This is a genomic window from Colwellia sp. (assembly GCF_013214175.1).
Taxonomy (GTDB): Bacteria; Pseudomonadota; Gammaproteobacteria; order Enterobacterales; family Alteromonadaceae; genus Colwellia.
Map to the genome: position 1 here is coordinate 416,806 of NZ_JABSPA010000002.1, position 24,860 is coordinate 441,665.

Consider the following 24,860-nt stretch of genomic DNA (forward strand, 5'->3'; position numbering starts at 1 on the left):
CAGCTAACCCCTGAATTAGCTACAGAACCATGAAATAATATGTAAGCTTGCTGGCCTGAGCTAAATCAAGTCAGCAAGTAACATCATTGATGTTTACCAAAGACTGTCTTGATTAATATCCTTAAAGCTAAGTACTTTACCGCCAAACTCTTTGGCAAAAGCTTGGGCATCAGTTTGTAAACTAAAGCTGGCTAAAGTTTTACCCATAGCGCCGGTTTTTTCCGAGCCAGTAACAAACCAAGCGGTTTTAGCATCAATAAAATGTTTATCATCAATGCTGTCACTGCCCCAAGGCATCTTACTCATATCATGCACTAATATTTGGCTAACATTACGGGTGTTTTCTGGGTCTAAATAGTAGCTAAACATGTCACGAGTCGAACAAAATTTAAATACCTTGTCGCCTTGCTCTTTACGAAATACTTCACCTTTTGGGCCATCAAAATGGGTAATGAGCATGCCACATAAATGACACTCATCGCTACTTTCCATAGCAACGGCTTTATGAATAACAGCTTGTTGTGCTGCATTGTCAGAGCAAGCGCTAGCGGTTAACAGTAAACATAAAATTAGCGCGGTTTTTATTAAATGGGACATTAAAGTTTTTTCCTTTTGAAGATAAAGATAGCTAAGGTCAAGGGCAGAGCAACCCAAGCGATTAAAGCGGTGAACAACTGTCCTTGTGATAGGCTGGCGTTAATGGCGACAGCAAGTGCGCCGTTAACGTCACTGCTATCAAGTCCTGACAGGTTAACTAGACGAAAAATATCGGCGGGGTTAAGCATCATCAACTGTGTTAAGCCGTTCTGGCTAATACCGTCCTCAACGCCAACCAGTAGTGCTAATAAGGCTAAATCAAAAGCAAGGGCAAATAAAAACCAAGTAATAAGGGCAAAACCTGCCGCTTTTGATTTTTCACTGACCGATAAACTAATTAAATAAGAAATTGCGGTAAAGCTCAAACCTAATAATATTGCACTGAAGATAAAGACTGAAAAGCTAATTAACACTTCAATATCACCAAGTTGAAAATACAGTAATACTGCCGATGAGCCAAAGCCCAATATAGTTGCTAGCGCGATAATACTGCCTTGGCCGATGAACTTACCCAGTAATAATTGGCTTTTACTTATCGGGTAGGTAAGTAGTAGTAATAAGGTGCCACTTTCTTGTTCACCAACAAAACTGTCGTAACTCAGCAGTAAGGCAATTAAAGGGATAAGAAAAACAGCCAAACTAGCTAAACTCGCTACTGTGGTTGACAGTGAAGCTACGCCAACAGCACCGGAAGCGGCGGCGCCGAAGTAAGTTAAACCAATAGAGAGTAAAGCAAAAATGAGCGTGATAGAAATTAACCAGCGGTTTCTTAAACCATCATGAAACTCTTTATTGGCAACGGTCAGTATTTGTCTCATTAGCCTTGCGCTCCTTTTTCATTTTTCTTCTCATGTAAAGAGAGGAAGTGCTGATAAACTTGCTCTAAGTTGGCAGCCTCTACCTGCAAGTCGTCCAAGCCTTCATGGCTAAGTAATTGCCTTAATACACTAAGTTTTTCTTGTTCAGGCACTAATAATGTTTCTGGGCAGTTAGAGGTTAAAAAGCCATTAAGTCTATTGTCATTCGCGACAGAGCCGTTAAGTCCAGATGGTTTGATAGCAACCGGTAAAGCGGCTTGTTGGCGCAATTCAGCTAACGTGCCCATAGCTAATAATTGGCCAGTTGATAAAATCATTGCGCGGTCAATATGTTGCTCAACACCAGGTAAAACATGTGAACATAATATGACACTAGAGCCATTCGATTTTAATTGGTCAACGGTCTGATAAAAGTCGCGAGTCGCCATAGGGTCTAAACCAACTGTTGGTTCATCAAGTAATAATAATTTTGGCTCGCCGATAAAAGCTTGCGCTAAACCAAGTCGCTGACGCATACCTTTTGAATAAGTTTTTACTGGTCGCTTCATTGCATGGGTAATACCCACTTGCTCAAGTAAATCAATGGCTTGTTTTTTAGCTCTACCATTAGTAAAGCCTTTGAGCTTAGCGAAGTAGCTTAATACTTCTAAGCCTGTGAGTTGTTCATAAAAACTGACATTTTCAGGTAAGTAACCGATTTTACTACGACTATGCCAAGCTTCTTTGGAGTCTGGCGCCATGCCCATTACTTCAACCTTGCCGCGACTTGGCGAAATAACACCTAAGATGAGTTTCATCATGGTGGTTTTACCTGCGCCATTATGGCCAAATAAACCCATCACTTCACCTTGATTTAAGTGCATGGTCACAGATTTTAACGCGTCGAGATCTTGATAGCTTTTACCCGCATCTATGAGTGATACTAGTGGCGTATTCATAAAATTATTCCTTCAAACTTACGCTTGTTGTCGACTGCGCAGCGTGACTTTTGATCAAAGTAGGTGTTGCAAGGACAAGTGTTGAATCGGCTTGCGGATTCGCTGATAAATGGGGCTGACTCATCAACGGGAAGCTGTCTTTAATGCCTGGCGGTTTTAATACCGGAAATTGCCTTTGCACCCAACGTAAAATTAAAATAGCCGGGCTGTCCATGATCATTTTCATTTCAGGATACTGCCACACTAGCTTATCTATACCGTCGTTTGGTTCAAAAATAATATCGCCAATGCCATCATTATCCATATCCCAGCCTAAATAATTACTCCAGTAATTACCTTGACCATCTTTGCTCCATTCCTGTTTCTTATTGGAAACATATTTCACTTGGGTGGGATTGTTGATAAAGCTATTGCCGTATATTTTGATGTTTTCTGAGCCAGCAGTTAAGTGAATACCAATTTCTGCGGTATCAATAATATTGTATTTCAGTGTGTTGTAGCCGGAGTTATAAACAAACAAACCTTTACCATCACGGCCAAGCACCTTGTTTTCAGGCTTAGTCCAAACGTTTTTAATATGGTTATGACTAAAAGTAGATTGGGTAATAAAGTTGAGTAAAAATCCGTAATCTTCACTGTCTGTGGTTTTATTACCGGTAATAGTTAAGCGGCGTGAACTCATCAAGGCGTAGCCTGCGCGAGTAGAGTAGGCGGTATTATCCTTGATAGTATTATCGTAAGAATACATATAATGAATACCATAGCGTAAATGGTGCATGGTATTTTGTTCGATAATATTATTTTGACTGGAAATAACATAGACGCCATCGCGAGTTTCACTGACTTCATTATGAAAAACGTGGCTATTGGTAACATTAGCGATTTGAATGCCGTTGCCTCTATCAGAAGAGCGCAGTGTTAAATTACCCTTAACGCGGTTATGGCTGACAGTGGCATTGTCGGCTTGATTAAGCCAAATGCCAAAACCATCACCAATTAGAATATTATTTTTGATAGTTATATTTGGGACTTTTTTATTATCAATTTTATCGTGAGAATAAATACCTGAATTTTGCTCAGTTAAGTCATCACCCCAATTGATAATAGTGAGGTTTTCTATGGTGATATGAGAGTTTTTCAGCCGTAAGCCATGACCCTTGCCTTGGGAATCAATAATAGCGACTTCGCCGGTTATGCCGGTGCCACGTAGGGTGATTTGTTTGCTAATAATGAAATTACCCAAATACTGGCCAGCAGCTAAGGTAATAACATCGCCATCTTGGCTGTTATCTAAAGTCTGCTGTAAGTTATCACTGGCAGATAACTGTATTGATTTGGCAAAAACAAACGCAGGAGCAATGCTTAAAACTGCCAAGATACAGCCAAATAAAAAAACTAAGAATCTATTCACTATCAAAGAATATTACTAATTTTACGATGCGAGTAGCTTAACACTTTTATTTATCCAAGCTTTGATCTCGATTAAAAAACTAAACAGTAAACAGATTTATCAACATGTTAAAATAACAGCTGCTTTGTAGCACTTTTGTTACATTTAAAGTATTAAAAAGAAAGACTTAACAATGCATTTCTTTACTGGTAGATTAGTTGGTAATGTTTTATTTTGTACATAAGTGTAAGTTTATGCTGGCAAAGGTTAGGTTTTTAATAATGAAAAAACTATTGAGCTTATTTTTGATCTTGTTCAGTTTTACTTGTTTCCAAGTCACGGCGATAGAAAGCCGATTACGTTTAGCTGCCGCACAACCGACCAACAAGCAAAATTTAGATATTAGTACACTTGAATTGAGCTACCTTATTGATGGTGGAACGTTCCATGACAATTTTGACCTGCAATGGCACGTCGCATTTAATTTAGGAAATTTAGCTGTAGAAAATGTAAACATAATGATGTTGGGTGGGGCATTAGGTCTTTCATACCCAATAATTAACAAGCTTGATATATTCTTTGAAGGCGGTGTTACTTGGTTAGATCAACATGAATTTGGTCAGGTAGGTATTGCCTATAAAGATTATGGTGGCCCGTGGCAGTATCAAGCAAAACTTGGTGTCGATTACAATATCCGAAAAAGTTGGAATTTTGGTTATGCTTATTTACACATGTCCAATGGCGACAGATACCATATCAATCCATCACTAGATGCACATTCTTTATATGTCTCTTATCAGTTCTAAAGCTTTTACCGATAAACATAGGGATAAATTTTAGCGGTGAACTAATACCAGCTTAAGAACTAAAACAAAGTTTTCCACAAGGCCGTTATTTTTATGCTCCAACGCTGCCAAATATTTGTCGATTTAATACTGGCATTTTGCTGTTGTGATAATTTAGCAATTAGCTGCTCTGGACTACTCCACAAGCCTGTCGGCCAATCAATATAACTTGGGTATTTAACTAAGGTTAAATAGACTAAGGCAGCCAAGCTTAGTTGAGTATTGCGTCTAGTTATTGGCGTCAGATCAGTTGTTAAACCCCAGCCAGCATAAAAGGGCTGGCCCCAAGTAACCACGTTAACGCCTTGTACCAATGCCTCAAAACCACTGAGCGATGTCATGGTATGCATTTCACTAATGACAGGAAACAAGCTGTTTAGCTCAATATCGATCACTTGTTGATCAACACAAGCATCAATACATTGCGCTGTTAGCGAACCGAGCCTATTGCCCGATACCACATCGGGGTGAGGTTTATAAATAATAAATGCATCGGGTTTGGCTTGGCGTATTGCCCACAGTAAAGCTTCATTGCTCTTAATCTTTGGGCTGCCGGTTAAAATTGAGGCATCACCATCTACTTGGCCTACCACTAATAAAACTTCTTTATCGGTATTAGGTTTTTGAAAGCTAGTAACTTGGCCTGTATTGTACTTACTGACTTTAGTTGCTTTCAAGCAAGAGATTAACAGTTCACCACGTTTTATTTCATCATCAGTTAATTGATAATTTGAACAAAGTTTTTCTAATTTACTTGGCGTGCGGCTATCAAAATATATACCGTCTGCATCGAGTGATAATGATGACGGTGGGCATAAGTTTGAGCCTAAACCATTTGAGCGAATAAAGCCGTCTTCAATTCTCAGGCAATCAGCTAGTTCTGGATGTTTTGCACCCCATACTAATATCATATCTTGTTGGTTTAATTGTGCTGGCGGTTTATTTACAAACGTCAGTTTATCGGCAAGGTGACGACAGAAGCGCGTTAAAAAAGCGCGTTTCCATAGTGAAAATCCAACCAGATATAAAGTAGACCATTGTGGGGTAGGGCGATATTGTTCGTTGATAAGGTCAATTACTGCTTCTACTTCACAGGGTTGCGCCAAAATAGGATGATAATACTTAGGGTAGTTAATCAAGGCTCCTGCAACTACTTGCTCAAGGCTGGCAGTGCCACGACGAGAACAGGTTTTTGTATCCGTTGTTAAACCCCAACCCGCATAAAAAGGCATGCCAAAACAATAGACCGCCTTGCCAAGTAATAATGCCTCAAAACCCATTTGCGACGACACGGTATAAACAGCATCTACCTGCTTAATTAATGCGTGAGGATGGCAAGCTTCATCGATAATGGTTAAATCAGCTAAGTTAAAGTTCGCTAAAACACCCTTCTTTTTACCGAAACGTGTATCGGGATGAGTACGTATTAATAGGCGTGCCGATGGATGGTTAATACGAGCTTGTTCAACCATAGCAATAAAGTCGCTTTCTGTAGCTAAAGCTCCGGCAATGGAAAGATCACCAGCAACTTGGTCAACTAATAATATTGTCGGCTGGGTAAACTGATCAAAGCGCTCTGCTAATGAAGTTGGTAATGCATGATTGTCATAACAGTTGTATTTAGTTATGCCTAAGGTCGATATTTTCTCTATTAACTTACTCGCACGTTTTAATAAAGCATCATCACTTGCTTGTGCTATTAACTGCTCTAACTGACTTGCTTGAGTTGCATCATAAAAAATACCGGTATCATCGGTGATTAAAGATAATTGATGACCTTGCTTAGCTGGGTGTCCAATGTAACCAATAAAACCATCTTCCGCTCTGATAAAAGGCAGCTTGTGCTGCTGAGCAAACTTTATCGCTTTTAGGGTATTACTTTTATTGCCCCAACCAATAACCACATCCTTTTTACCAACAGTATTTTTACTAATACTTTTGACATGTCTTAACTCACCGGATAACAAGCAGTTTATATAGCCATGTTTCATTATGCCGCGTGAGGTTGTCCAAATGGTAAAGGAGTGTTCAGTCATAAAATGTATTTAGCTCAAATGAATAGTGTCAGTTTACGGTCTGAAACTATCTTATGAAATAGTCAGTTACGATAACTTACCGAGAGAATTTTGATATTTTAACAGACATTAATTGTACGTTTATACTTCAAGCTAAAATGTATTTTATTGTATTGTATTGTTATCCAGAGAGGCTCAAGGGTTATGGTTAAGCTTTTTTTAATATATTATCTCGCGCTTATTTTTAAGCAATTGCTAAAAGAAATCACAAAGCGAAGCGGGCAAATTAATTGAAACGAGTTTTATTTTTACAAGGTCCTCTGGGCACGTTTTTTAAGAAAACAGCGCAATACTTACATGCTCAAAACCATGAAACCTTTAAAATAAACTTTAATGGCGGTGACAGCTGCTTTGCTTGGGCTAAGCAAGTTGATGAGTTCACCGGCAAGCCTGAACAATGGTCAACATACCTTATTGAATATATCGACAAGTACAAAATAGATAAGATCATTGTTTATGGTGACTGTCGTTTTTATCATCAAGAAGCGGCCAAGGTAGCGAAACAATTAGATATAGATTTCTGGGTTTGTGAAGAAGGCTACCTGCGTGCTGGTTTTGTCACCTTCGAACAAGGCGGCTGCAATGCCAACTCATTATTAGATAGATCACAACAAGCGATAACTACAACGAATGAACAACCAATCATTAGTGACCAACAAGTGGGCAATACTTTTCTATATCGCAGTATTGTAGCGAGTTATTATTACTGGCAAGTAAGACAAAATACTAAACGATTTCCTCATTACCAACATCATCGCCCTTGGGTATGGTGGCAAGAAGCTTTGTTCTGGTTTGGTAATTTTAAGCAGAAGTTTATCTCAGAGGTAATTGATCCCATTGCCCTAAAGCCATTTACCAAAAAGTATCATAAACAATACTTCTTATTACCTTTGCAAGTTGAAATTGATTTTCAAATGCGCCAACACTCGCGCTTTAATTCAGTGAAAGAATCTATCCGTTTTACATTGGAATCTTTTGCTCAAAATGCTCGCAAAGATGATGCTTTACTGATTAAACATCATCCGCAAGCACGTGGCTTTGCACATTATGGCAAGTTTATTAAAACCTTGTGTAAAGAGTTAGCAATAACCGAACGTGTTTTGTATGTTCATCAAGCTAACCTACCTAGTATTTATCGTTCGTGCAAAGGTGTTGTTACCGTTAATAGTACTGTTGGTTTGTCTGCGGTATTACACGCTTTACCTACCATCACTTTAGGGAAAGCGATTTATGATTTACCAGGGTTAACCTTTCAAGGTGATTTAACTGATTTCTGGCAAAGTGATTTTCAAGTGAATGAAGAGTTTTTCCATCAATACCAAGGTTACTTACAAGATAAGACACAAACTCAAGGTGATTTTTATAAACCCTCAGAAAAGTTCTTATCGAGAATAGCAAAAAAAATAATGATGGAAGACACGACCCAGAAAACTAGTGAAAAATTTACGGATACAACTGTCGTAACAAACACACCTAATCAACTAATGGTTGAGTATTCAAAAAGAAGTTTTGCCTCATGAACAGTATGGTACCGAGAAGTAGTTCTAAATGTACCCAGCTGTTAGCGGGGTTATTCGTCCTACTAATTCTGTCCATAATTGCACATTTTTTGGCACAAGTTGCAAAGCCCTTCTTATTGAAATCATCTAAAATTTGCTTCACTGAAAATACGAAAGTTATTTTAACAAGATGCACTATTTTAGGCGGCAATAATATCGCTAAAATGTAAGTTGATTCGCCTACCATTGTAGACAGGAAATAGAGTGAAAATGTTAACAGTCATCGCCACCTCACCAAAATATATCGTCGTTAATGCCACTGTTAAAGAGGCATTACTGCAAAAGAGTGATGCCCCTTTATGAGTGGTATGGCATCAAGAAGTAGTTGGCAAATAATGTGTGACAGTGTGCATGCATTATTAATGCGCGAGATTAAAACAAGATTCGGCACTAACCGTTTAGGTTACTTTTGGGCAATAGCTGAACCGGTAGCACAAGCGGCGGTCATTGGTCTTATTTTTACCCTACTAGGGCGAAGCAGTGTTTCGGGAATTTCAGTGGCATTGTTTATGTTTACTGGCATTTTACCTTTTAAATTGTTTGCTAAATTATTGCCGCAATTATCAGCCGCAGTAAATGCTAATAAAGCACTACTGGCTTATCGGCAAGTAAGTGCTATTGACCCTATTATTGCCCGTATTATTATTGAAGTTTCGACCTTCATAGTTGCCTACATTGTTATTTTCAGCGTTATGGGTTGGTTAGGTTTTGAGGTAATTCCACACGATATTCTAGGGGTTTTAATGGCGAGTTTATTACTTATTATTATAGCTATTGGTATCGGTTTAATGTTGTGTGTTGCCATGAGCTATTGGCAAGATACTAGTAAAATTGTCGGTATGATAATGAGGCCAATGTTTCTTATTTCAGGTATATTTTTTGCTGCCACCATGATACCGCAACAATATTGGTATCTCTTTACTTGGAATCCCATATTTCACGCCATTGAATTAAGTCGCGATGCATTTTTTGTCAGTTATGTAACACCCGTAGGAAGCTGGTTGTATTTAAGTTTATGCGCATTGGTGAGTTTTACCTTGGGCATAGTTACTTTCTATCAAAGCCGCATGAGGTTTTTAACCACATGATAAATATTGCCCACCAGCCGTCATCTTCGAAATTGGCCCACAACTCGTCATCTTCGAAGTCACTAGTCGAAGATCCATTGTCTGGTGTTTTGGATTCCCGACAAGACAACTCGGGAATGACGATAACTAGTTGCCCCTCGATAATGACGCCAGAAAATATTGGATTGGGAATGATGTTAGTTAATAACTTCCCAGCGATAAAGTTAGCTAGTCGTTACTCCGTAACCCATCAGCCGTCATCTTCGAAGTCACTAGTCGAAGATCCATTGTCTGGTTTTGTGGATTCCCGACAGGACAACTCGGGAATGACGTTTGTAAATTGTTCCTCAGGAGAGGCGTTTGCCAGTCGTTATTCCGTAGCCCATCAGCCGTCATCTTCGAAGTTACTAGTCGAAGATCCATTGTCTGGTGTTGTGGATTCCCGACAGGACAACTCGGGAATGACGTTTGTAAGTTGTTCCTCAGGAGATACGTTAACTAGTAGTTCATCAGGAATGACGCTAAACATGGAACTCACAACCCAATGATATATTTCGACAATATGAGTAAATATTACTCCACCAAACAAGGACGGCATTACGTCTTTAAAAACGTCAATATCTCCCTGCCGACAGATATTAATATCGCTATATTAGGGCCGAATGGAGCGGGTAAATCTACCCTTATTCGGATGATGGGCGGCGCAGATATGCCAAATAAAGGTCGTATTTATTCAAAGAAAAATATTTCATGGCCATTAGGTTTACAAGGTGGTTTGCAAGGTTCCATGAGTGCTCGAGAAAATGCCCGTTTTGTTGCTCGTATTCACGGTTATAAAAATACCAAATTAATAGAGCAACAAGTTGCTGACTTTGCCGAAATAGGTAAGTTTTTTGATGAGCCGGTAAAAACCTATTCAAGCGGCATGAAATCCAAAGTTACTTTTGGTTTAAGCATGGCGTTTGATTTTAATTTTGATGTATTGCTACTCGATGAATTAAGCGCAGTTGGTGATGCTACCTTTAGAAAAAAAAGTGAATCCTTGTTAAAAGAGCGCTTTGGGAAAACAAAACTTATTATGGTCAGTCACTCAATGCCAGAGTTAAAAAAACAGTGCCAAGCAGGTGTATTAATTAAAGATCAGAACTTACATTATTTTGCCAATATCGATGATGCAATAAAAGAATACCAGGAAATGTATGTCAACTAGCAACCCGTCTAACATTGAAAATAATGATGTTGGAATATTACATGAGATAAGCGAAAAAAAAGTGCCAGTACCTTTATCTAAAACACAACGTAAAATTCGAAAACTTAAACGTGATCCCAAGTTGTTTTTGGCTGATTCAAAAGCAACGAAAGCTATGTACAGGGCATGGGCCAAATTAGGCGCCTTTATTCTGGTTATTATTGCCTCTTTAATTGTTGTCGCCTATTACAGCGTCGTCGCCTCACCACGTTATGTAAGCCAAGTACAGTTTGTGGTTAAACAGGCGAGTAGTGGAGAGGTGGCATTAGCGGGTTTAGCAAGCTTTGGAGCTACTACCCCCTCTATGCGTGATGCTTTAATTTTAAAAGAGTACATAGGCTCTCGTGAAATGGCACAAGCACTCAATCAAAGGCTGGCATTAAAGGCACATTATGAAAGTGAACAATGGGATTGGTTTAGTCGCTTAGCTAAAAAAAGCAGCAGTGAAGAGTTAATTGCCTATTTTCAAGATCACCTTGTAGTAACACATGATGAACTATCAGAAATTTTGCAAGTAGAAGTGCAAAGTTATCAAGCCGATTACTCATTGCAACTGGCAAAAGTAATAATGGAAATCAGCGATGAGTTCATTAATAACTTAGGTGAAGGAATGGCGAATCAACAACTTGATTATGCACAAAAAGATGTCGACCGCGCATTTAAAGAGCTTAATCTCCAACAAAAAAAGTTACTTAACTTTCAAAATAAACATGAATTGTACAGTCCTGAGCAAAAAGGCAGTGCTTTGCTCGGTGTCATTACCAAGCTTGAAACAGACATTATTACTCTAGAAACAGAAATAAAATCATTAAAGGCCTACTTACATGATGATAATGCTGAAATTGTCACTAAGCAGTATCAAGTAGATGCCTTACAAGCCCAGTTGATTGAAGAAAAGGTACATTTAACCAGTGATGATAGTAATTCGTTAAATCAAATTAACTCTGCCTATCAGGAGTTAAAACTTAATAGTGAACTCAGTGTTGAGTTATATAAATCTGCGCTTGCCAGCTTAGAAGTGGTACGTGGTGAAGCGTATAAAAAATTAAAATATTTATTAGTAGTAGAGCGACCTTATTTAGCTGAGGACGCCAAATATCCTAGACGACTTTATTCAATTGTCACTTGGTTTGTAGTACTGCTACTAATTTATGGTGTTGGTCGTTTAGTGTTTTCAATTATAAAGGAACATCAAGAGTAATGGTTTTTAACATAAAAAATATGAAAAGCATGCTGTTAAGCATAGCTATGGTATTCGCTGCATTGGTAAATTTCAGTGCTACTGCAAGTGTTCAGCAGTCAATGCAAGTTGATGCAGATACTGAAGAAGTAAAGCAGATACAAGACACGAGCGTAACTAAGCGTTACGGGCATTGGTTATTCAATGGTGGCTTTAAAGACCAAGCCTTTTCTGCGGTAAACCCGTTATATAAAATAAGCCAAGGTGATCAACTCTTAGTGCAACTTTGGGGCGGTATTGATTTTCAAGCGCAAATGACTGTTGACCCACAAGGCAATATATTTATTCCTAAAGTAGGGCCAGTACGTGTATCAGGGGTCAGTAATAAAAAATTAAATAAGGTCGTGCTAAGTAGTATTAAGCGAGTTTATAAATCTAATGTTTCTGTGTATGTATCGCTAGTTTCAAATCAACAGGTAAAAGTATTTTTATCCGGCATGGTTAACAATCCCGGTTTATATAAAGGCCAAAGCGCGGATAGTATTTTACGCTTTATTGATTTAGCGGGCGGCATTCGTAATGACATGGGAAGCTATCGTAATGTACAAGTAAAACGTGCTAATAAAGTTGTACAAACCATAGATTTATATCAATTTTTACTGCAAGGGATCATGCCACCATTACAACTTCAAGACGGCGATGTTATTTTTGTTGCCGGTAAAAATGGTGAGGTTACTTTAGAAGGAGAAGTGGGTTTTGAAGGTCGTTTCGAATTATCAGGAAAAACCATCAGCTTAAAACACATTTTGGCAGCATCTGTGACTCACGAAAAAGCCACACACGTTACTATTATTTCTCCATTAACAGCGAAACTAAGCCAAAGTAAAAATACAAAGTTAGCTAATCGTATTATTGAAGCCAAGCAATATGACATTAATGCTATTGATAACATTAATCTACCTGCTGGCGCTATGGTAAAAGTATCCTCACAAGTTCGTGCTAACAGCATTAGTATTAGCTTAATCGGCGAACATAAGTCAGCACAAGAAATGGTATTACCTTGGGGAGCCAGCTTAGCGGACCTTATAAATTCTGTAGAAATGACCAAGCTTTCAAATGCTGATGCGGTGCAATTATTTCGTCAATCAGTTGCCGAACGTCAATATACCATGTTGCAAGCATCACTCAGTAGCTTAGAACAAACGGTACTTACCGCACGTTCAAATACCAAAGAATCAGCTGAATTACGTAAAGCCGAAGCAGACATTATCTTGCAGTGGGTGGCTAAAGCACGCCAAGTGCAACCGAAAGGGCAGGTATTGTTAGTAGCAGGTTTTGATGCCAGTAAAATTATTTTACAACAAGGTGACAAAATAGTTATACCGTCGAAGAAAAACTTAGTCATGATACATGGTGAAGTATTATTTCCTACCGCTGTGGCTTACAACAATAAGTTCTCAATTGAAGATTTCGTCAAGCAAGCAGGTGGCGCCACGGATGACTTAGACGAATTCAATGTATTGGTAATGCAGCCTAACGGTAGTTTTATCAATGTAAATGACTTACTCAGTAAAAACAAAGCGATTAACCCTGGTGATGAAATATTTGTATTAGCTAAGCCCGATCTTAAAGGCTTTCAGCTAGCGAAAGATATCACTGAACTTATCTATCAAGTAGCCATGTCAGCTGCTGTAATTATTGCCTTGTAAGTACACAACTTTCATTTTTACAATACTTAGCCACGCCTGTGGCTAAGTATTGTCCCCCACGGCAGTGAACTACAAAGTAGCCTCCCTACTGAATATTAGAACTATCAAACTAAAACCACACTCCTGTATTAATTTTGTCCATAATTGCACATGTTTTGGCACAGCTTGCACAGCTCTCTTTATTAAAAACCTTTAAAATTATCCCACCTAGAAATGCTAAAGCGTTCATTGAAATTTAAGGGCGTTAGGTTAACGAATTCAAGGTATGAAGACTTGTGTCTTACTGTAATCCTGAAGGCAAAGTATTACTTTTTGACGACAAAGAAGTGGTATTTGTTACAGGTAATTTAGTTAGTATCCGCGAATAAAAATTGGACACTACGGCAGTACACTTTAAGAGAAAATTAGGTACTTATTAGCGTAAGTACAATTACTCTAAATGTCGATATTAATGACTGGGTTTAACGTGAAAATTGGCTTAATAGCAGATGAATTTACTACTACATTACTAAAGTATGAACATGGATTGGAGTTAGTTTTAATAGATCCAGATTTTTGGCGAATGCAGCTATGTTGTCATCAGATTGACATACTTTTAGTGGAATCAGCTTGGCTTGGTGTAAAGGGTAAATGGCGGAAGAAAATTGCTTGTTACACCGATGTAAAACCAGACAATACACTAGAAAAAATAACTAATTATTGCCGGAAAAAAAGTATTAAAACGGTTTTTTGGAACAAAGAAGATCCAGTGCATTTCCAACGGTTTGCACATAACCTTGCATGGTTTGATGTCTGTTTAACTACAGAAGAGTCTCTAGTTGCAGAATATAAACAGCGTTACACACAACTAGAAACGGTGGCAGTAATGCCATTTTTCTTTCAACCGAAATTGCATAACCCCAAGCGAGGTGAGCAAGTGAATCGGCTAGCCCAAGATATAATTTTTTGTGGCGGGTTATATAAACAAGAGTTTCCGGAACGTGCAGAACGTTTACTGATGGCGATAGATGCGTTTAAAGATAAAGAGTTCACCGTATTTGATCGTTTTAATCAAGGTAATAATAGTTGGGCACAGCATAAAGGCTTTAAGCGTGAGCAAGCTTTTAATTACATTGATTCAAAAAAGTATTATCAATCAGGGCATACACACATCAATGTAAATACCTGTGATGGCTCTAAAACTATGTTTAGTAGGCGAATGTTAGAGCTTTTAGCATGTGGAACTAGGGTGATTGATATCACTAAACATAAGCACAAACATAAAGGTGTGCTAAGCCACTTAACCATACAAGCAAACAGCATTACAGATTTAAAGAAATCGCTGGATAAATCGGCCCCTGAAATTCCATTTGATTACTTGGAAGAAAACTATTCCGTGGCTAATTTCACTAAGAAATTAAGTCATTATATTTAAAGATTATTAAGGAAAGAAAATGAAGATTTTATTAGTTTTTGGCACTCGACCAGAGGCAATAAAAATGTGTCCTATCATATTAGCTATGCAAGAAAACTCAGCTATTGATGTAAAGGTATGTGTAACAGGACAACATAGGGAAATGCTTGATCAAGTATTGAATTTATTTGATATCACACCTGATTTTGATTTAGATATTATGAAGCCAGGACAAGATCTTACCGACGTAACAACAGCAATATTACAAAAACTTAAAGTGATATTAGCAGACGTTAAGCCAGACCGAGTATTAGTACATGGTGATACAGCCACTTCTTTTGCAGCAACATTAGCGGCTTACTACCAGCAAATACCTGTTGGTCATGTAGAAGCGGGTTTACGCACTGGCAATCTTTATTCGCCTTGGCCTGAAGAAGGTATGCGTTGTTTAACCGGAGTATTAGCTGATCAACACTATACCCCGACCATTGATTCACTCAAAAACTTACTCATTGAAAATGTAGCGCCGGATAATATTTTTGTCACAGGTAATTCAGTTATTGATGCTTTGGTAAGTGTTTCAGAACGTATAGAGAATAAAGAAAATATAAATAGTGAATTAGCATCTCAATTTAGCTTTATAGATAGCAGTAAAAAGCTGATTTTAGTAACAGGACATCGCCGTGAAAACCATGGTGAAGGCTTTGAACGTATCTGCAAAGCACTTGCTGCATTAGCACAACGTGATGATGTGCAAATTGTTTATCCTGTTCACCTTAATCCTAATGTGCAAGAGCCAGTAAATCGTAACCTTAAAGGTCTTGATAATGTCTTTCTAATCGAACCACAAGATTATCTACCTTTTGTTTACCTAATGAAGCAAAGCTACCTGATTTTAACTGACTCAGGTGGTATTCAAGAAGAAGCGCCAAGCCTAGGTAAGCCAGTGTTGTGTATGCGTGATACCACAGAACGCCCAGCGGCAGTAACTGCAGGTACGGTAAAACTAGTAGGTACTTGCGATAAAACCATAGTCACTGAAACTACGCGTTTATTAGACGATGAACTCGCCTATAAAGCCATGAGCCATGCTAACAATCCTTATGGTGACGGTAGAACCAGCCATCATATTATTGATGCAATCCTAAGCTAGCGTCATTCCCGTGGTTTCTTAATCGGGAATCTAAGTGTCTTATCGTAAAAGTAAATAAATTTAAGCAAAGTTAATCGAGAACAGAAAATGAAGTTTGAAACAATATCAGTAATCGGATTAGGTTACATTGGCCTACCAACCGCAGCAGTTATCGCCAGTAATGGTATTCGTGTAAAAGGTGTTGATGTTAACCAACATGTGGTTGATACCATCAACCAAGGTAAAATTCATATTGTAGAACCAGGGCTTGAAGAGCTAGTAAAATGTGCCGTAGCTGATGGGAATTTAACTGCACACATAGAGCCACAAGCGGCAGATGCATTTTTAATTGCGGTACCAACCCCTTTCAAAGGTGCTGATCACCAACCTGATTTAAAATATATTGAATCTGCGGCACGCGCTTTAGCACCGTTGCTTGAAAGAGGTAATTTAGTGGTACTTGAGTCTACCTCACCCGTTGGCGCGACAGAAAAAATGGCCGCTTGGTTAAGTGAAGCACGACCAGACTTAACATTCCCACAACACCTTTCAGAAGAAGATAAAATAGCAGATTTCAAACCTGATATTTTTGTTGCTCACTGTCCTGAGCGTGTATTACCAGGCCAAGTTATTCGTGAACTCGTAGATAATGATCGCATTATTGGTGGCATGGATAACATGAGCACATTAGCTGCTACTACGGTTTATAAAAGCTTTGTCCATAAAGGTAACTGTATTGCGACAAAGGCCCGTACAGCAGAAATGGCGAAGCTAACTGAAAATGCTAGTCGTGATGTACAAATTGCCTTTGCTAATGAACTTTCAATGATTTGTGATAAACAAGGAATTGACGTATGGGAGCTCATTGAACTGGCTAACCTACACCCTCGCGTAAACATTTTACAGCCTGGTGCTGGTGTTGGTGGTCACTGTATCGCGGTTGACCCTTGGTTTATCGTTAATTCAAACCCAGAAGAAGCAAAAATCATTCATCAAGCCCGCAATACCAACGATCATAAACCAGTATGGGTACAAGAAAAAATTGAAGCTGCAGTAAAGCATATAACCAAGCCGAAGATTGCTTGTTTAGGTTTAGCATTTAAACCAAATATTGATGATTTACGCGAAAGCCCTGCCTTAGATATTACCCAAAATTTAGGCTTGAAAGGTTATGACATTTTAGCCGTAGAGCCAAATATTGAAGCTTTACCTGCCAAGTTCGAGTCACTTGAAAATGTGAAGTTAGTCGACCTTAAAACTGCAGTTGCAGAAGCGGATTTGGTTGCAGTATTAGTCAAGCATCAAGAGTTTTTAGTATTGAATGCCAAAGATCTAAATATCTTAGATTTTGTTAGTGCTATTTAGTTTTAAGCGATTACGAATTATAGATAATGACCGCAATTTTTAATCTGTATACTCTTACCTATCAAGATACTAAGCACTGATTTGAATGTCTTCATCTTCGCTTAGGCACTTTTGAAGTAGGTCGTTTAAGGTATAAACGACCTACTTCAACTCAAAAGGTAAAGCTTCGGGGAGAAACGGATAGCTATGATAAAATTTGAATGTAATAGAGGAAAAGTCCAAATATCAATTAATAAACTATTTGGGTATAAGACGTCTGTAAAGCAAGTGGATTGCAGTATAGGTCAATATAAAATTGATGGGGATATTTTCAGCTGGGAAATGTCAGCTGGTGATCCAGTAGATGGAGTGATCCAGTTTAGGGATATAAAAAAAAATAAAAAAGACATGAAAATTGAACATGTCAAGGATATTGCAAGTGAATGTTTATATTTAGTGCAGGAAGAAATTGCAAAAGAGAAAGCTCCCGGTAAACATTTACAGGAAGAGCTTTTTTCTATTCAATTTGGAGAGAACTGCTTAGAAAGTCTAAAATCTGTTTTTATTAAAAGAAAGAAAAGCAAATACGTTGTTTTAAACAAAGTATCGGCATTTGCAGATCACCATAAAGAAATATACTTCTATCCTGGTTACCCTGAATATCCTTTATTGTTACCTATTAACTGGGCTGAAACGACAGAGCCGTATGATAAACGGTCATGGAAATATAGTTTTAATTCGTGGGTGTTTATGGACTCATTATTGAAAGATAATGACATAGGTAAAATCAGATATGCTATTGATTTGGCGTTAGATTGGTATGAGTTCAATATAAACCAAGTTAACTATAACAAGTTTGCATGGTATGACATGAGTGTGGCATTTAGGGCAACTAGAATTCCATTTTTAATTGAATATGGAGTCTTATTTAACCTTATTTCAGAAGATGAATTATATAAGCTTTGTTTACTGCTAAAACTCCACATTATTGATCTTTCTGATAGCGAAAAATTAGCTCGTCATTCTAACCATGGTCTATATCAATTGGCAGGATTGTTAGCGATAAGTAATGTGCTACCGGAGCTTAGGGATGCAACAAAATTAAAAACATATGCCACATCAGAGCTTATGATAATTTTGAAAAAGGATGTTAATGAGGAAGGGCTTCACTTAGAGCACTCCCCTGCATATCACGTATATATTACAGAAATATTCAATGCTATATCAAATGCTAAATGGATTGATAATAAAGATTTTGTCAACTTAGTTGCAGTAATGAGCAATATGGCGTCTTTACTATTTCACCCAAATGGTCAAGTAGTTCGATTTGGAGATACACCGGAACGCTCTATACAGCAATTTAATATATCTAATGACTTTATGGATTATATATTTTCAAAAGGAGTACGGGGTAAATCACCTGAAGCGTTGCCTAGTGTATTTCCCAAAAGTGGGTATGCGTTTTTTCGAAGTAACTGGGAGAAGGGTGACTTTGAAAATCAATCTTTCTTGGCTTTCAGTGCCGCTTTTCACAAACGGACTCATAAGCATGCGGATGACTTTAATTTTGAATGGTCTGAATTTTCACAACGGATTCTTATTGATGCTGGCATGTATGGTTATGAGAGAGAAGCAGAAGAGAGACTATATGTTCAATCTACACGAGCACATAATTGTGTAGAAATTGATGAAGTCGATTATAGCTTATACAATTTAGATATTTTTGGTTCAGCTATTACTGCTTGGTCAGATAACTCAGAGGTTAAAGTAGTTGAAGCCTATCTTGATCGCAAACGATTTTTTAAAACAGAGCATTGCCGTATTCTATTTTTTAAACCAGGGCACTGGTTAGTTGTAATAGATGAATTAAACAGTTCTATAAAGCATCAATTTACTCAATGGTTTCATTTTCATCCTGATTTAAATTTAATTCATTCACTAGATAAAACCTATGTAGATATTAATAATAAAAGGTTATGGGTTTCATCCTTAAATGATGGCGAAAAAGTCGAGCATGTAAAAGCACAATCTGAGCCCAGATTACAAGGGTGGACCAGCATTGAACCCTATAAGTTAACACCAAATGATGCATTAGCTTTTACGGTAGAAAGTGCCAAAGAACATACCTTCGCGACATTGTTTAGTTTTGGTAGCGAGTCGGCTAAACCTAAAATAGAGCTATTTAAATCTGCCAGTAATGGCAAATATTTACGGTTAAAGTGGCAAACAACTCAAGGCGAAACCCAAGATATTATTTATCGAAGATCCAATGATGAACGTGAATTAACATTTAACAACCTTCCTGTTGAAGTAACAGTTAGAAAAGATAGCTAGAGCAGAGTAAAATGATTTTTAATATATTTAGGCGTAAAAGAACTCGACAAACATATCAGGAAGTCGAAGCACAAGTTGCTATATGGTTAGATGAAAGATCTAAAGCGGAAAAAATTGGACTTAGAAATACACGAAAAGGTTTATGGTTTAAAGAAGACTTATATAGAGCCTTGCTAACATTGAATAAAAAAAATCCTAGCTTAGTGGCCGAATATGGTGGGAAGTATAAAAAAAATGGTGGTAATGATGAAAGCATTTTAAACATTATTGAGCGGTCAACAGTTACATTTTCAGTTCAAAACTTCATGGAATATTTTGATTTTAGGGGTGTTAATAATACCTTAGCAATTTACGCGATTACTGCTTTGAGTATGGAAACTCAAGGCTTATCAATTGCTAAAGCAATATATTTCAAATTATCTGTTGATCATATTGCTCTTTCTTTACCTTATGGTTTGTGGGTCGCGGTTAGTAGTAACGATACTGAGCTAACTCAACATATTATTAAAAAAATTTATCAGCTTGAAAATCCAGAAGTTGTAGCAAATGCTTTCATTGAAGTACTGGCTTTGCAAAATTCAGGTGCAAATTATTCTGAATTTATTGAGGTATTAATTTGTGAGGCGCAGACATCTGTAGCGACAAAAATATTACAAAAAAACTATAATGTTTTTGATAAAGAAAAGTTAGCCGTATGCTTTTTACGCCGCGGGGTGAATCAAAAGTATTACTCCATAGCGAAAAAAATTGCTGCATCACGTTGGTCTGTTAAAGACTATTTACAAGCGGCGCAACTATATGCTGTTCTTTTAGAAGTGAAACAAGAGTCTGTAGTTGCAGAGCGTTATATCATTTCTTGTTTGCGTGCTGAGCTAGTTATCAATTGCACATTGCCTTTAGTTGATTCTATTTATAAAGGCTATTTAGCCATAAAATCGACCCCTAAAGAATTTAATGATTCAACATGGGCTGTTTTGTACCCTAATGTACTTAGAAAAGCAGTTGATGAAGTTGTATACACTGGCCAGTTAAAGTTAGCAGTAAGTTTATGTGAGCGATTCTCGTTTGAGCATCCAAAGAAAATGCATTGGATAGACCTAATTTCAATCGCTGAAAATGGTATTGAAATACCAAATCAGCCAGTTAATTTAAGAGCCTATAATAAGAAAGTTTCTTATCTTTTATATAATAGTTTACCTGTGCACTCAGGGGGTTATGCAACAAGATCTCATGGCATTATCACAAATCTAATGCAAAAGAAGATAGAGCCTTATGTAATGACAAGATTGGGTTACCCGTATGATTTAAATAAGTTTCAATCTAGAGAGAAAGTCGCACATGAGACATACGATGGTATTACATATCATCGTTTACTTGATGGGCCGGGGCTTAATTTTGTTCCCGTACTTTCATATTTAGATGCTTATAAAAATGAAGTAAAGAAAAGGCTTGAATCTAATGACGTAAGTATTATTCATGCTGCCTCAAACCATATTAACGGTATAGCGGCAATATTGGCGGGACGAGAATTAGGTATAAAAACAATTTTCGAAGTGCGTGGTATGTGGGAGATAACTCGCTTATCTCGTCAACCAGAATGGGAAGGTAGTATTGAATTTGATGCCTACCGTTACTTGGAAACTTTAGCTTGTGAGAAAGCTGATGCGGTTATTACTATCACGGAAGCGCTGAAATTAGAGTTAATATCTAGAGGTGTTTGCGCAGATAAAATTAATGTTGTTCCAAATGGTGTAGATACTGAAATATTTACACCTATGGAAGTAAACCATTCTCTTAAATCCGATTTAGGGATTGCTAAAGAGGATACGGTAATAGGTTATGTGGGTTCTATTGTTGATTATGAAGGCTTGGATTTGTTAGTTGAGTCAATAGAATTAATGGTTAGAAATCACGTTTCTAATTTTAAGGTGCTTATCATCGGTGATGGTGTGGTACTACCTGAATTGAAACAGCAAGTTGTGGATGCAGGTCTAACTGAGTACTTTATTTTTACGGGACGAATTCCCCATGAGCAAGTACCAGATTACTATTCTGTTATAGATGTATGCCCTTTTCCAAGACGTGGGTTGCCAGTTTGTGAGTTAGTTTCTCCATTAAAACCATTTGAAGCAATGGCTATGGGTAAGGTCATTATTGGTTCTTCGGTAAAAGCAATCGCAGAATTTATTGATGAAGGTAAAAATGGCTTTGTACATGAGAAAGATGACTCTGTTGATTTAGCAAATAAACTAACCAAAGCAGTGAGTGATAAGGAGTTGAGAGAGGATATTAAACAGACAAGTCGAGATTGGGCTGTTGAAAATAGAGACTGGAAAGTGCTTTCAAATAAAGTTTATAACGTTTATCAAAACCTTTGATAGCGATAATCTAACACAGAGAAGGGTGATTATTTAAAGCCTAACTTGATAAGTAAAGTTATAATTTCTTGATTAGTTATTGCTTAGCTTAATTAATAAAATTTAGATAACCCAATTGACTTGATTAGATCCTCATACGAGGATCTTTTTTATTATAAAGAGATAATATGAAAAAAAAATTAGTTCTCTTATGGGAAATTCTTATTATCCATCTTGCTGTTCATTATCTGGTTATTTCTAAATTGTTAGCGAGGAAATGGCGGAAGCGCTTATTAGCAAAAATTGCTACGGAAGCTAAGTTAAGAGGGCAAATAAAGACACCTTTGCTACTTCTTAGCAGTATGAATAACAAGCGCCTTACAGACATAAAGAAAATTAATAACTTAAATTTTTGCCAAGCAATACTTAGCCATAATTTTTCTAAGCCTAAAATCTCTATTGATGCTGTTAATAATAGTCATTCTATTTTGTTGGTAGTGCATAATAGTGCCCCCTACGATAATGCAGGCTATGCCCTTAGAACCTTACATGAAGCAAAAGCTTATCAAGCCTTAGGTTATCAAGTTACCATCGTTACCCGCTTGGGTTACCCTTGGGATTTAGCCAAACACCGAGAGCTACCTTTTCAAACAAGTCGTTGGGTTGATGGTATTGAAATACTGGCGATTGGAGGCACACGCCAATACAAAATTGATAGTGATTTAAAGTATGCGGTGCAATACGGTCAAAAAGTAGCTGAAATAATTTCGGAACGAAATATTGGCTTAATTCAAGCTTCTTCAAATTATATAAATGGTTTTGCTGCTTATTTTGCTAGCCGTAAAACAGGCGTACCTTACATATATGAAGCAAGAGGTATGTGGCATGTAACAGCCGCTAGTGCTAACCCAACGTTTAGGCAAAGTGAGCGCTTTAACTATGAGGATAGAATGGAGCAATTAGTACTAAACCATGCCAGTGCTAATATTTTTATTTCTGATATTTTAAAGAAAAGGTATTACCAAAATAAGGAAATTCCTGCCCTTATCATTAAAAATTGTATTAATGATCTTTCTGAAAACGCGATTATTCATAAAAATTACCAAAAAGAAAATCCCTTTAAATTGGTGTATGTGGGCAGTTTAGTTTATTACGAGGGTTTAGTGAGTTTGATTGATGTTGTTGCTGGTTTGGAAAATAAAAATATTCAATTAGATATTTATGGCTCAGGTCCACATCAAGCAGCGGTTGAACGTAAACTAGCTCAGGTAAAAGCCTTGAATGTATTTTTTCATGGCAGGGTTCCTTCAGAGCAAGTAGCAGGCATTTATCGTAATGCTCATGGGGTTGTTGTTCCAAGAGTAGATTGTGAAGTTACGCAAATGGTTCCACCGCTAAAACCAATAGAAGCTATATGGCATGGTTTACCTGTAATCGTCTCTGAACTACCTGCTATTGTGGAGTTGATGCAAGGTTTGAATGCTTTACTTTATGCGAAACCTGATGATGCTAGCTCACTAAAGAAACAAATTTTATCTTTAAGGGATGATTACCAAAGATACGTGAGTTATGTACCTAGTGATATTGAATATATCCGTAACCATCGAAGTTGGAATAAAGAGATGGCTCAAATTACAGAGTTGATAACAACTAAGAGTTAATAATTATCTTTGTCACTTTAATCATTCTGTTTTCTTTTAGCGAACATATCTTTAAAAAATAATGGCGGATCTCTTCGGAGCTTCTGCCATTTTTTTTTCCAGCGTTCCAAAGCGGTTAATTTGATTGGCGGCATACTGTTCAGCCAAGCGGCATTCCCCAACAATTTTTGTTCACAAGTCGCTAAGGTGAGTAAGCCGATAGCATCTTCCATTCTCTTTTGAAAATACTTCATGTTGCTTACTTGGCTTTTTTTGTATTTTGATCCTAATTTTGTTGCATGCGCTATATGTACACTAAATTGCTCTTGCTCAAAGTGAGGCAATGCGTATTGAGCAAACAAGCGCCGAAACCCTTTAAGTTGGTTTGGTATTTTAGATGGTGCATCAATAAGGTGATCTTCACGCAGTGGATATTTGTTATAGGCAATAGCGAGTCGATTGATAAGCTCTAAATCTTCCCCCATATGTCCAATGAATGATTCATCAAATCCCCCTAAATCAACTAGGTGCTGCTTATCACATAACAGGGTAGATGTGGCTAACGCTATATGTTCAATGGTGTTAGTTTTTAGTTGTATTACATCTTGGTAAGCTTGTTCAAAGTTTGTGGTAAAACTTTTACTGTAACTTGGTGTTAAATACAGGCAAGGATACATATAAAAAGCTTGTGACTGTTGTAGCAATGTTTCTTGATGTTTAGGTATAGCAGAAAACAACTCAGGGCTACCTAATAAATCAATATCCCAAAAAAGTAGGTGTTCACCCTGTGATGCTTCAATGCCAACATTACGTGCTGTCCCCGGGGAATATGGCGTTGTTGGTGTGCTCCAATGGCATATTTTCAGTGATGATTTTCTTAGCTGGTTTTGGATTATCTCTAATTTTTCTTCAGCTGCTTGGGTGTACTTAATGTCGCCTGATAACACGATAATATGTTCAGCATGAGGCAAACAATTAATAGTGTTTGAAAGACACTTATTGATGCGATCTATTATATATTTACTTTCCCTAGTTACATGTACGGGGTAAATAACACTTAATAGCATGGGGACCAGCTCGCTTCAATTTATATGCTTTATTATGACATGCTTGCTACATATTGGTTACTGGTTTAGAGGCTTTCTAAACTGAATGTTTCTTGATTTGACAAAGTGTGACTAGCTTCTGGATTCCGGCCAAGAGAACGCCGGAATGACGGGATTTATGGAATTA

Annotated in this window: 18 protein-coding genes; 12 read left to right on the forward strand and 6 right to left on the reverse strand. The window is 37.5% G+C overall.

Translation table 11 applies throughout. The features are described from left to right. Window positions 1-93: 93 nt before the first annotated feature. From HRT55_RS04920 to HRT55_RS04935, 4 genes are read right to left on the reverse strand one after another with little or no spacing between them, the layout of a single operon-like run. A complete protein-coding gene (locus HRT55_RS04920) occupies window positions 94-597 on the reverse strand; it encodes a nitrous oxide reductase accessory protein NosL (RefSeq protein WP_291619348.1) in 504 nt (167 codons plus the stop codon). Further along, the gene (locus HRT55_RS04925; protein WP_291619350.1) at window positions 597-1,415 is read right to left on the reverse strand and encodes an ABC transporter permease subunit; all 819 of its coding nucleotides are present in this window, start codon (window positions 1,413-1,415) and stop codon (window positions 597-599) included. The genes HRT55_RS04920 and HRT55_RS04925 overlap by 1 nt, the downstream gene beginning before the upstream one ends. Continuing rightward, entirely contained in the window at window positions 1,415-2,353 is a 939-nt protein-coding gene (locus tag HRT55_RS04930) for an ABC transporter ATP-binding protein (RefSeq protein WP_287206066.1), read from the reverse strand. The genes HRT55_RS04925 and HRT55_RS04930 overlap by 1 nt, the downstream gene beginning before the upstream one ends. Window positions 2,354-2,357: 4 nt before the next feature. Next, window positions 2,358-3,731: a nitrous oxide reductase family maturation protein NosD gene (locus tag HRT55_RS04935; RefSeq protein ID WP_291620413.1), complete on the reverse strand. Its 1,374-nt coding sequence runs from the start codon at window positions 3,729-3,731 to the stop codon at window positions 2,358-2,360. A 293-nt stretch (window positions 3,732-4,024) separates the two neighbouring features. On the opposite strand from HRT55_RS04935, the gene HRT55_RS04940 reads away from it, so the two are divergent. Next, a complete protein-coding gene (locus HRT55_RS04940; RefSeq protein WP_291619353.1) occupies window positions 4,025-4,549 on the forward strand; it encodes an acyloxyacyl hydrolase in 525 nt (174 codons plus the stop codon). A 59-nt stretch (window positions 4,550-4,608) separates the two neighbouring features. Here HRT55_RS04940 and HRT55_RS04945 read toward each other — a convergent pair whose 3' ends face one another. Next, the gene (locus tag HRT55_RS04945) at window positions 4,609-6,624 is read right to left on the reverse strand and encodes a capsular polysaccharide biosynthesis protein (protein ID WP_291619355.1); all 2,016 of its coding nucleotides are present in this window, start codon (window positions 6,622-6,624) and stop codon (window positions 4,609-4,611) included. A gap of 269 nt (window positions 6,625-6,893) precedes the next feature. On the opposite strand from HRT55_RS04945, the gene HRT55_RS04950 reads away from it, so the two are divergent. From HRT55_RS04950 to HRT55_RS05000, 11 genes are all read left to right on the forward strand, one after another. Next, window positions 6,894-8,183 (forward strand): capsular biosynthesis protein, encoded by a 1,290-nt coding sequence (locus HRT55_RS04950; RefSeq protein ID WP_287203874.1) that lies wholly within the window; start codon window positions 6,894-6,896, stop codon window positions 8,181-8,183. A gap of 347 nt (window positions 8,184-8,530) precedes the next feature. After that, window positions 8,531-9,310 (forward strand): ABC transporter permease, encoded by a 780-nt coding sequence (locus tag HRT55_RS04955; protein WP_291619359.1) that lies wholly within the window; start codon window positions 8,531-8,533, stop codon window positions 9,308-9,310. 523 nt (window positions 9,311-9,833) lie between these two features. Continuing rightward, window positions 9,834-10,499 (forward strand): ABC transporter ATP-binding protein, encoded by a 666-nt coding sequence (locus HRT55_RS04960; protein WP_287203872.1) that lies wholly within the window; start codon window positions 9,834-9,836, stop codon window positions 10,497-10,499. After that, complete coding sequence (locus tag HRT55_RS04965) at window positions 10,489-11,739, forward strand: lipopolysaccharide biosynthesis protein (protein WP_287203871.1); 1,251 nt, start codon at window positions 10,489-10,491, stop codon at window positions 11,737-11,739. The genes HRT55_RS04960 and HRT55_RS04965 overlap by 11 nt, the downstream gene beginning before the upstream one ends. Continuing rightward, window positions 11,739-13,427 (forward strand): polysaccharide biosynthesis/export family protein, encoded by a 1,689-nt coding sequence (locus tag HRT55_RS04970; protein ID WP_287203869.1) that lies wholly within the window; start codon window positions 11,739-11,741, stop codon window positions 13,425-13,427. The genes HRT55_RS04965 and HRT55_RS04970 overlap by 1 nt, the downstream gene beginning before the upstream one ends. Window positions 13,428-13,893: 466 nt before the next feature. Continuing rightward, complete coding sequence (locus HRT55_RS04975; RefSeq protein ID WP_287203867.1) at window positions 13,894-14,841, forward strand: hypothetical protein; 948 nt, start codon at window positions 13,894-13,896, stop codon at window positions 14,839-14,841. Between the two features lie 19 nt (window positions 14,842-14,860). Then, window positions 14,861-15,973 (forward strand): non-hydrolyzing UDP-N-acetylglucosamine 2-epimerase, encoded by a 1,113-nt coding sequence (gene wecB, locus HRT55_RS04980; RefSeq protein WP_287203865.1) that lies wholly within the window; start codon window positions 14,861-14,863, stop codon window positions 15,971-15,973. An 87-nt stretch (window positions 15,974-16,060) separates the two neighbouring features. Beyond that, a complete protein-coding gene (gene wecC, locus HRT55_RS04985) occupies window positions 16,061-17,317 on the forward strand; it encodes a UDP-N-acetyl-D-mannosamine dehydrogenase (protein WP_287203864.1) in 1,257 nt (418 codons plus the stop codon). A gap of 186 nt (window positions 17,318-17,503) precedes the next feature. Further along, window positions 17,504-19,630, forward strand: coding sequence for an alginate lyase family protein (locus tag HRT55_RS04990; RefSeq protein WP_287203863.1), 2,127 nt, complete (start codon window positions 17,504-17,506; stop codon window positions 19,628-19,630). An 11-nt stretch (window positions 19,631-19,641) separates the two neighbouring features. Beyond that, on the forward strand, window positions 19,642-22,008 hold the full coding sequence (locus tag HRT55_RS04995) for a glycosyltransferase family 4 protein (protein WP_287203861.1): 2,367 nt from the start codon (window positions 19,642-19,644) through the stop codon (window positions 22,006-22,008). A gap of 167 nt (window positions 22,009-22,175) precedes the next feature. Beyond that, window positions 22,176-23,648: a glycosyltransferase gene (locus tag HRT55_RS05000; RefSeq protein WP_287203860.1), complete on the forward strand. Its 1,473-nt coding sequence runs from the start codon at window positions 22,176-22,178 to the stop codon at window positions 23,646-23,648. Window positions 23,649-23,665: 17 nt separating this feature from the next. Here HRT55_RS05000 and HRT55_RS05005 read toward each other — a convergent pair whose 3' ends face one another. Then, entirely contained in the window at window positions 23,666-24,694 is a 1,029-nt protein-coding gene (locus tag HRT55_RS05005; protein WP_287203859.1) for a hypothetical protein, read from the reverse strand. Between the last annotated feature and the right edge of the window lie 166 nt (window positions 24,695-24,860).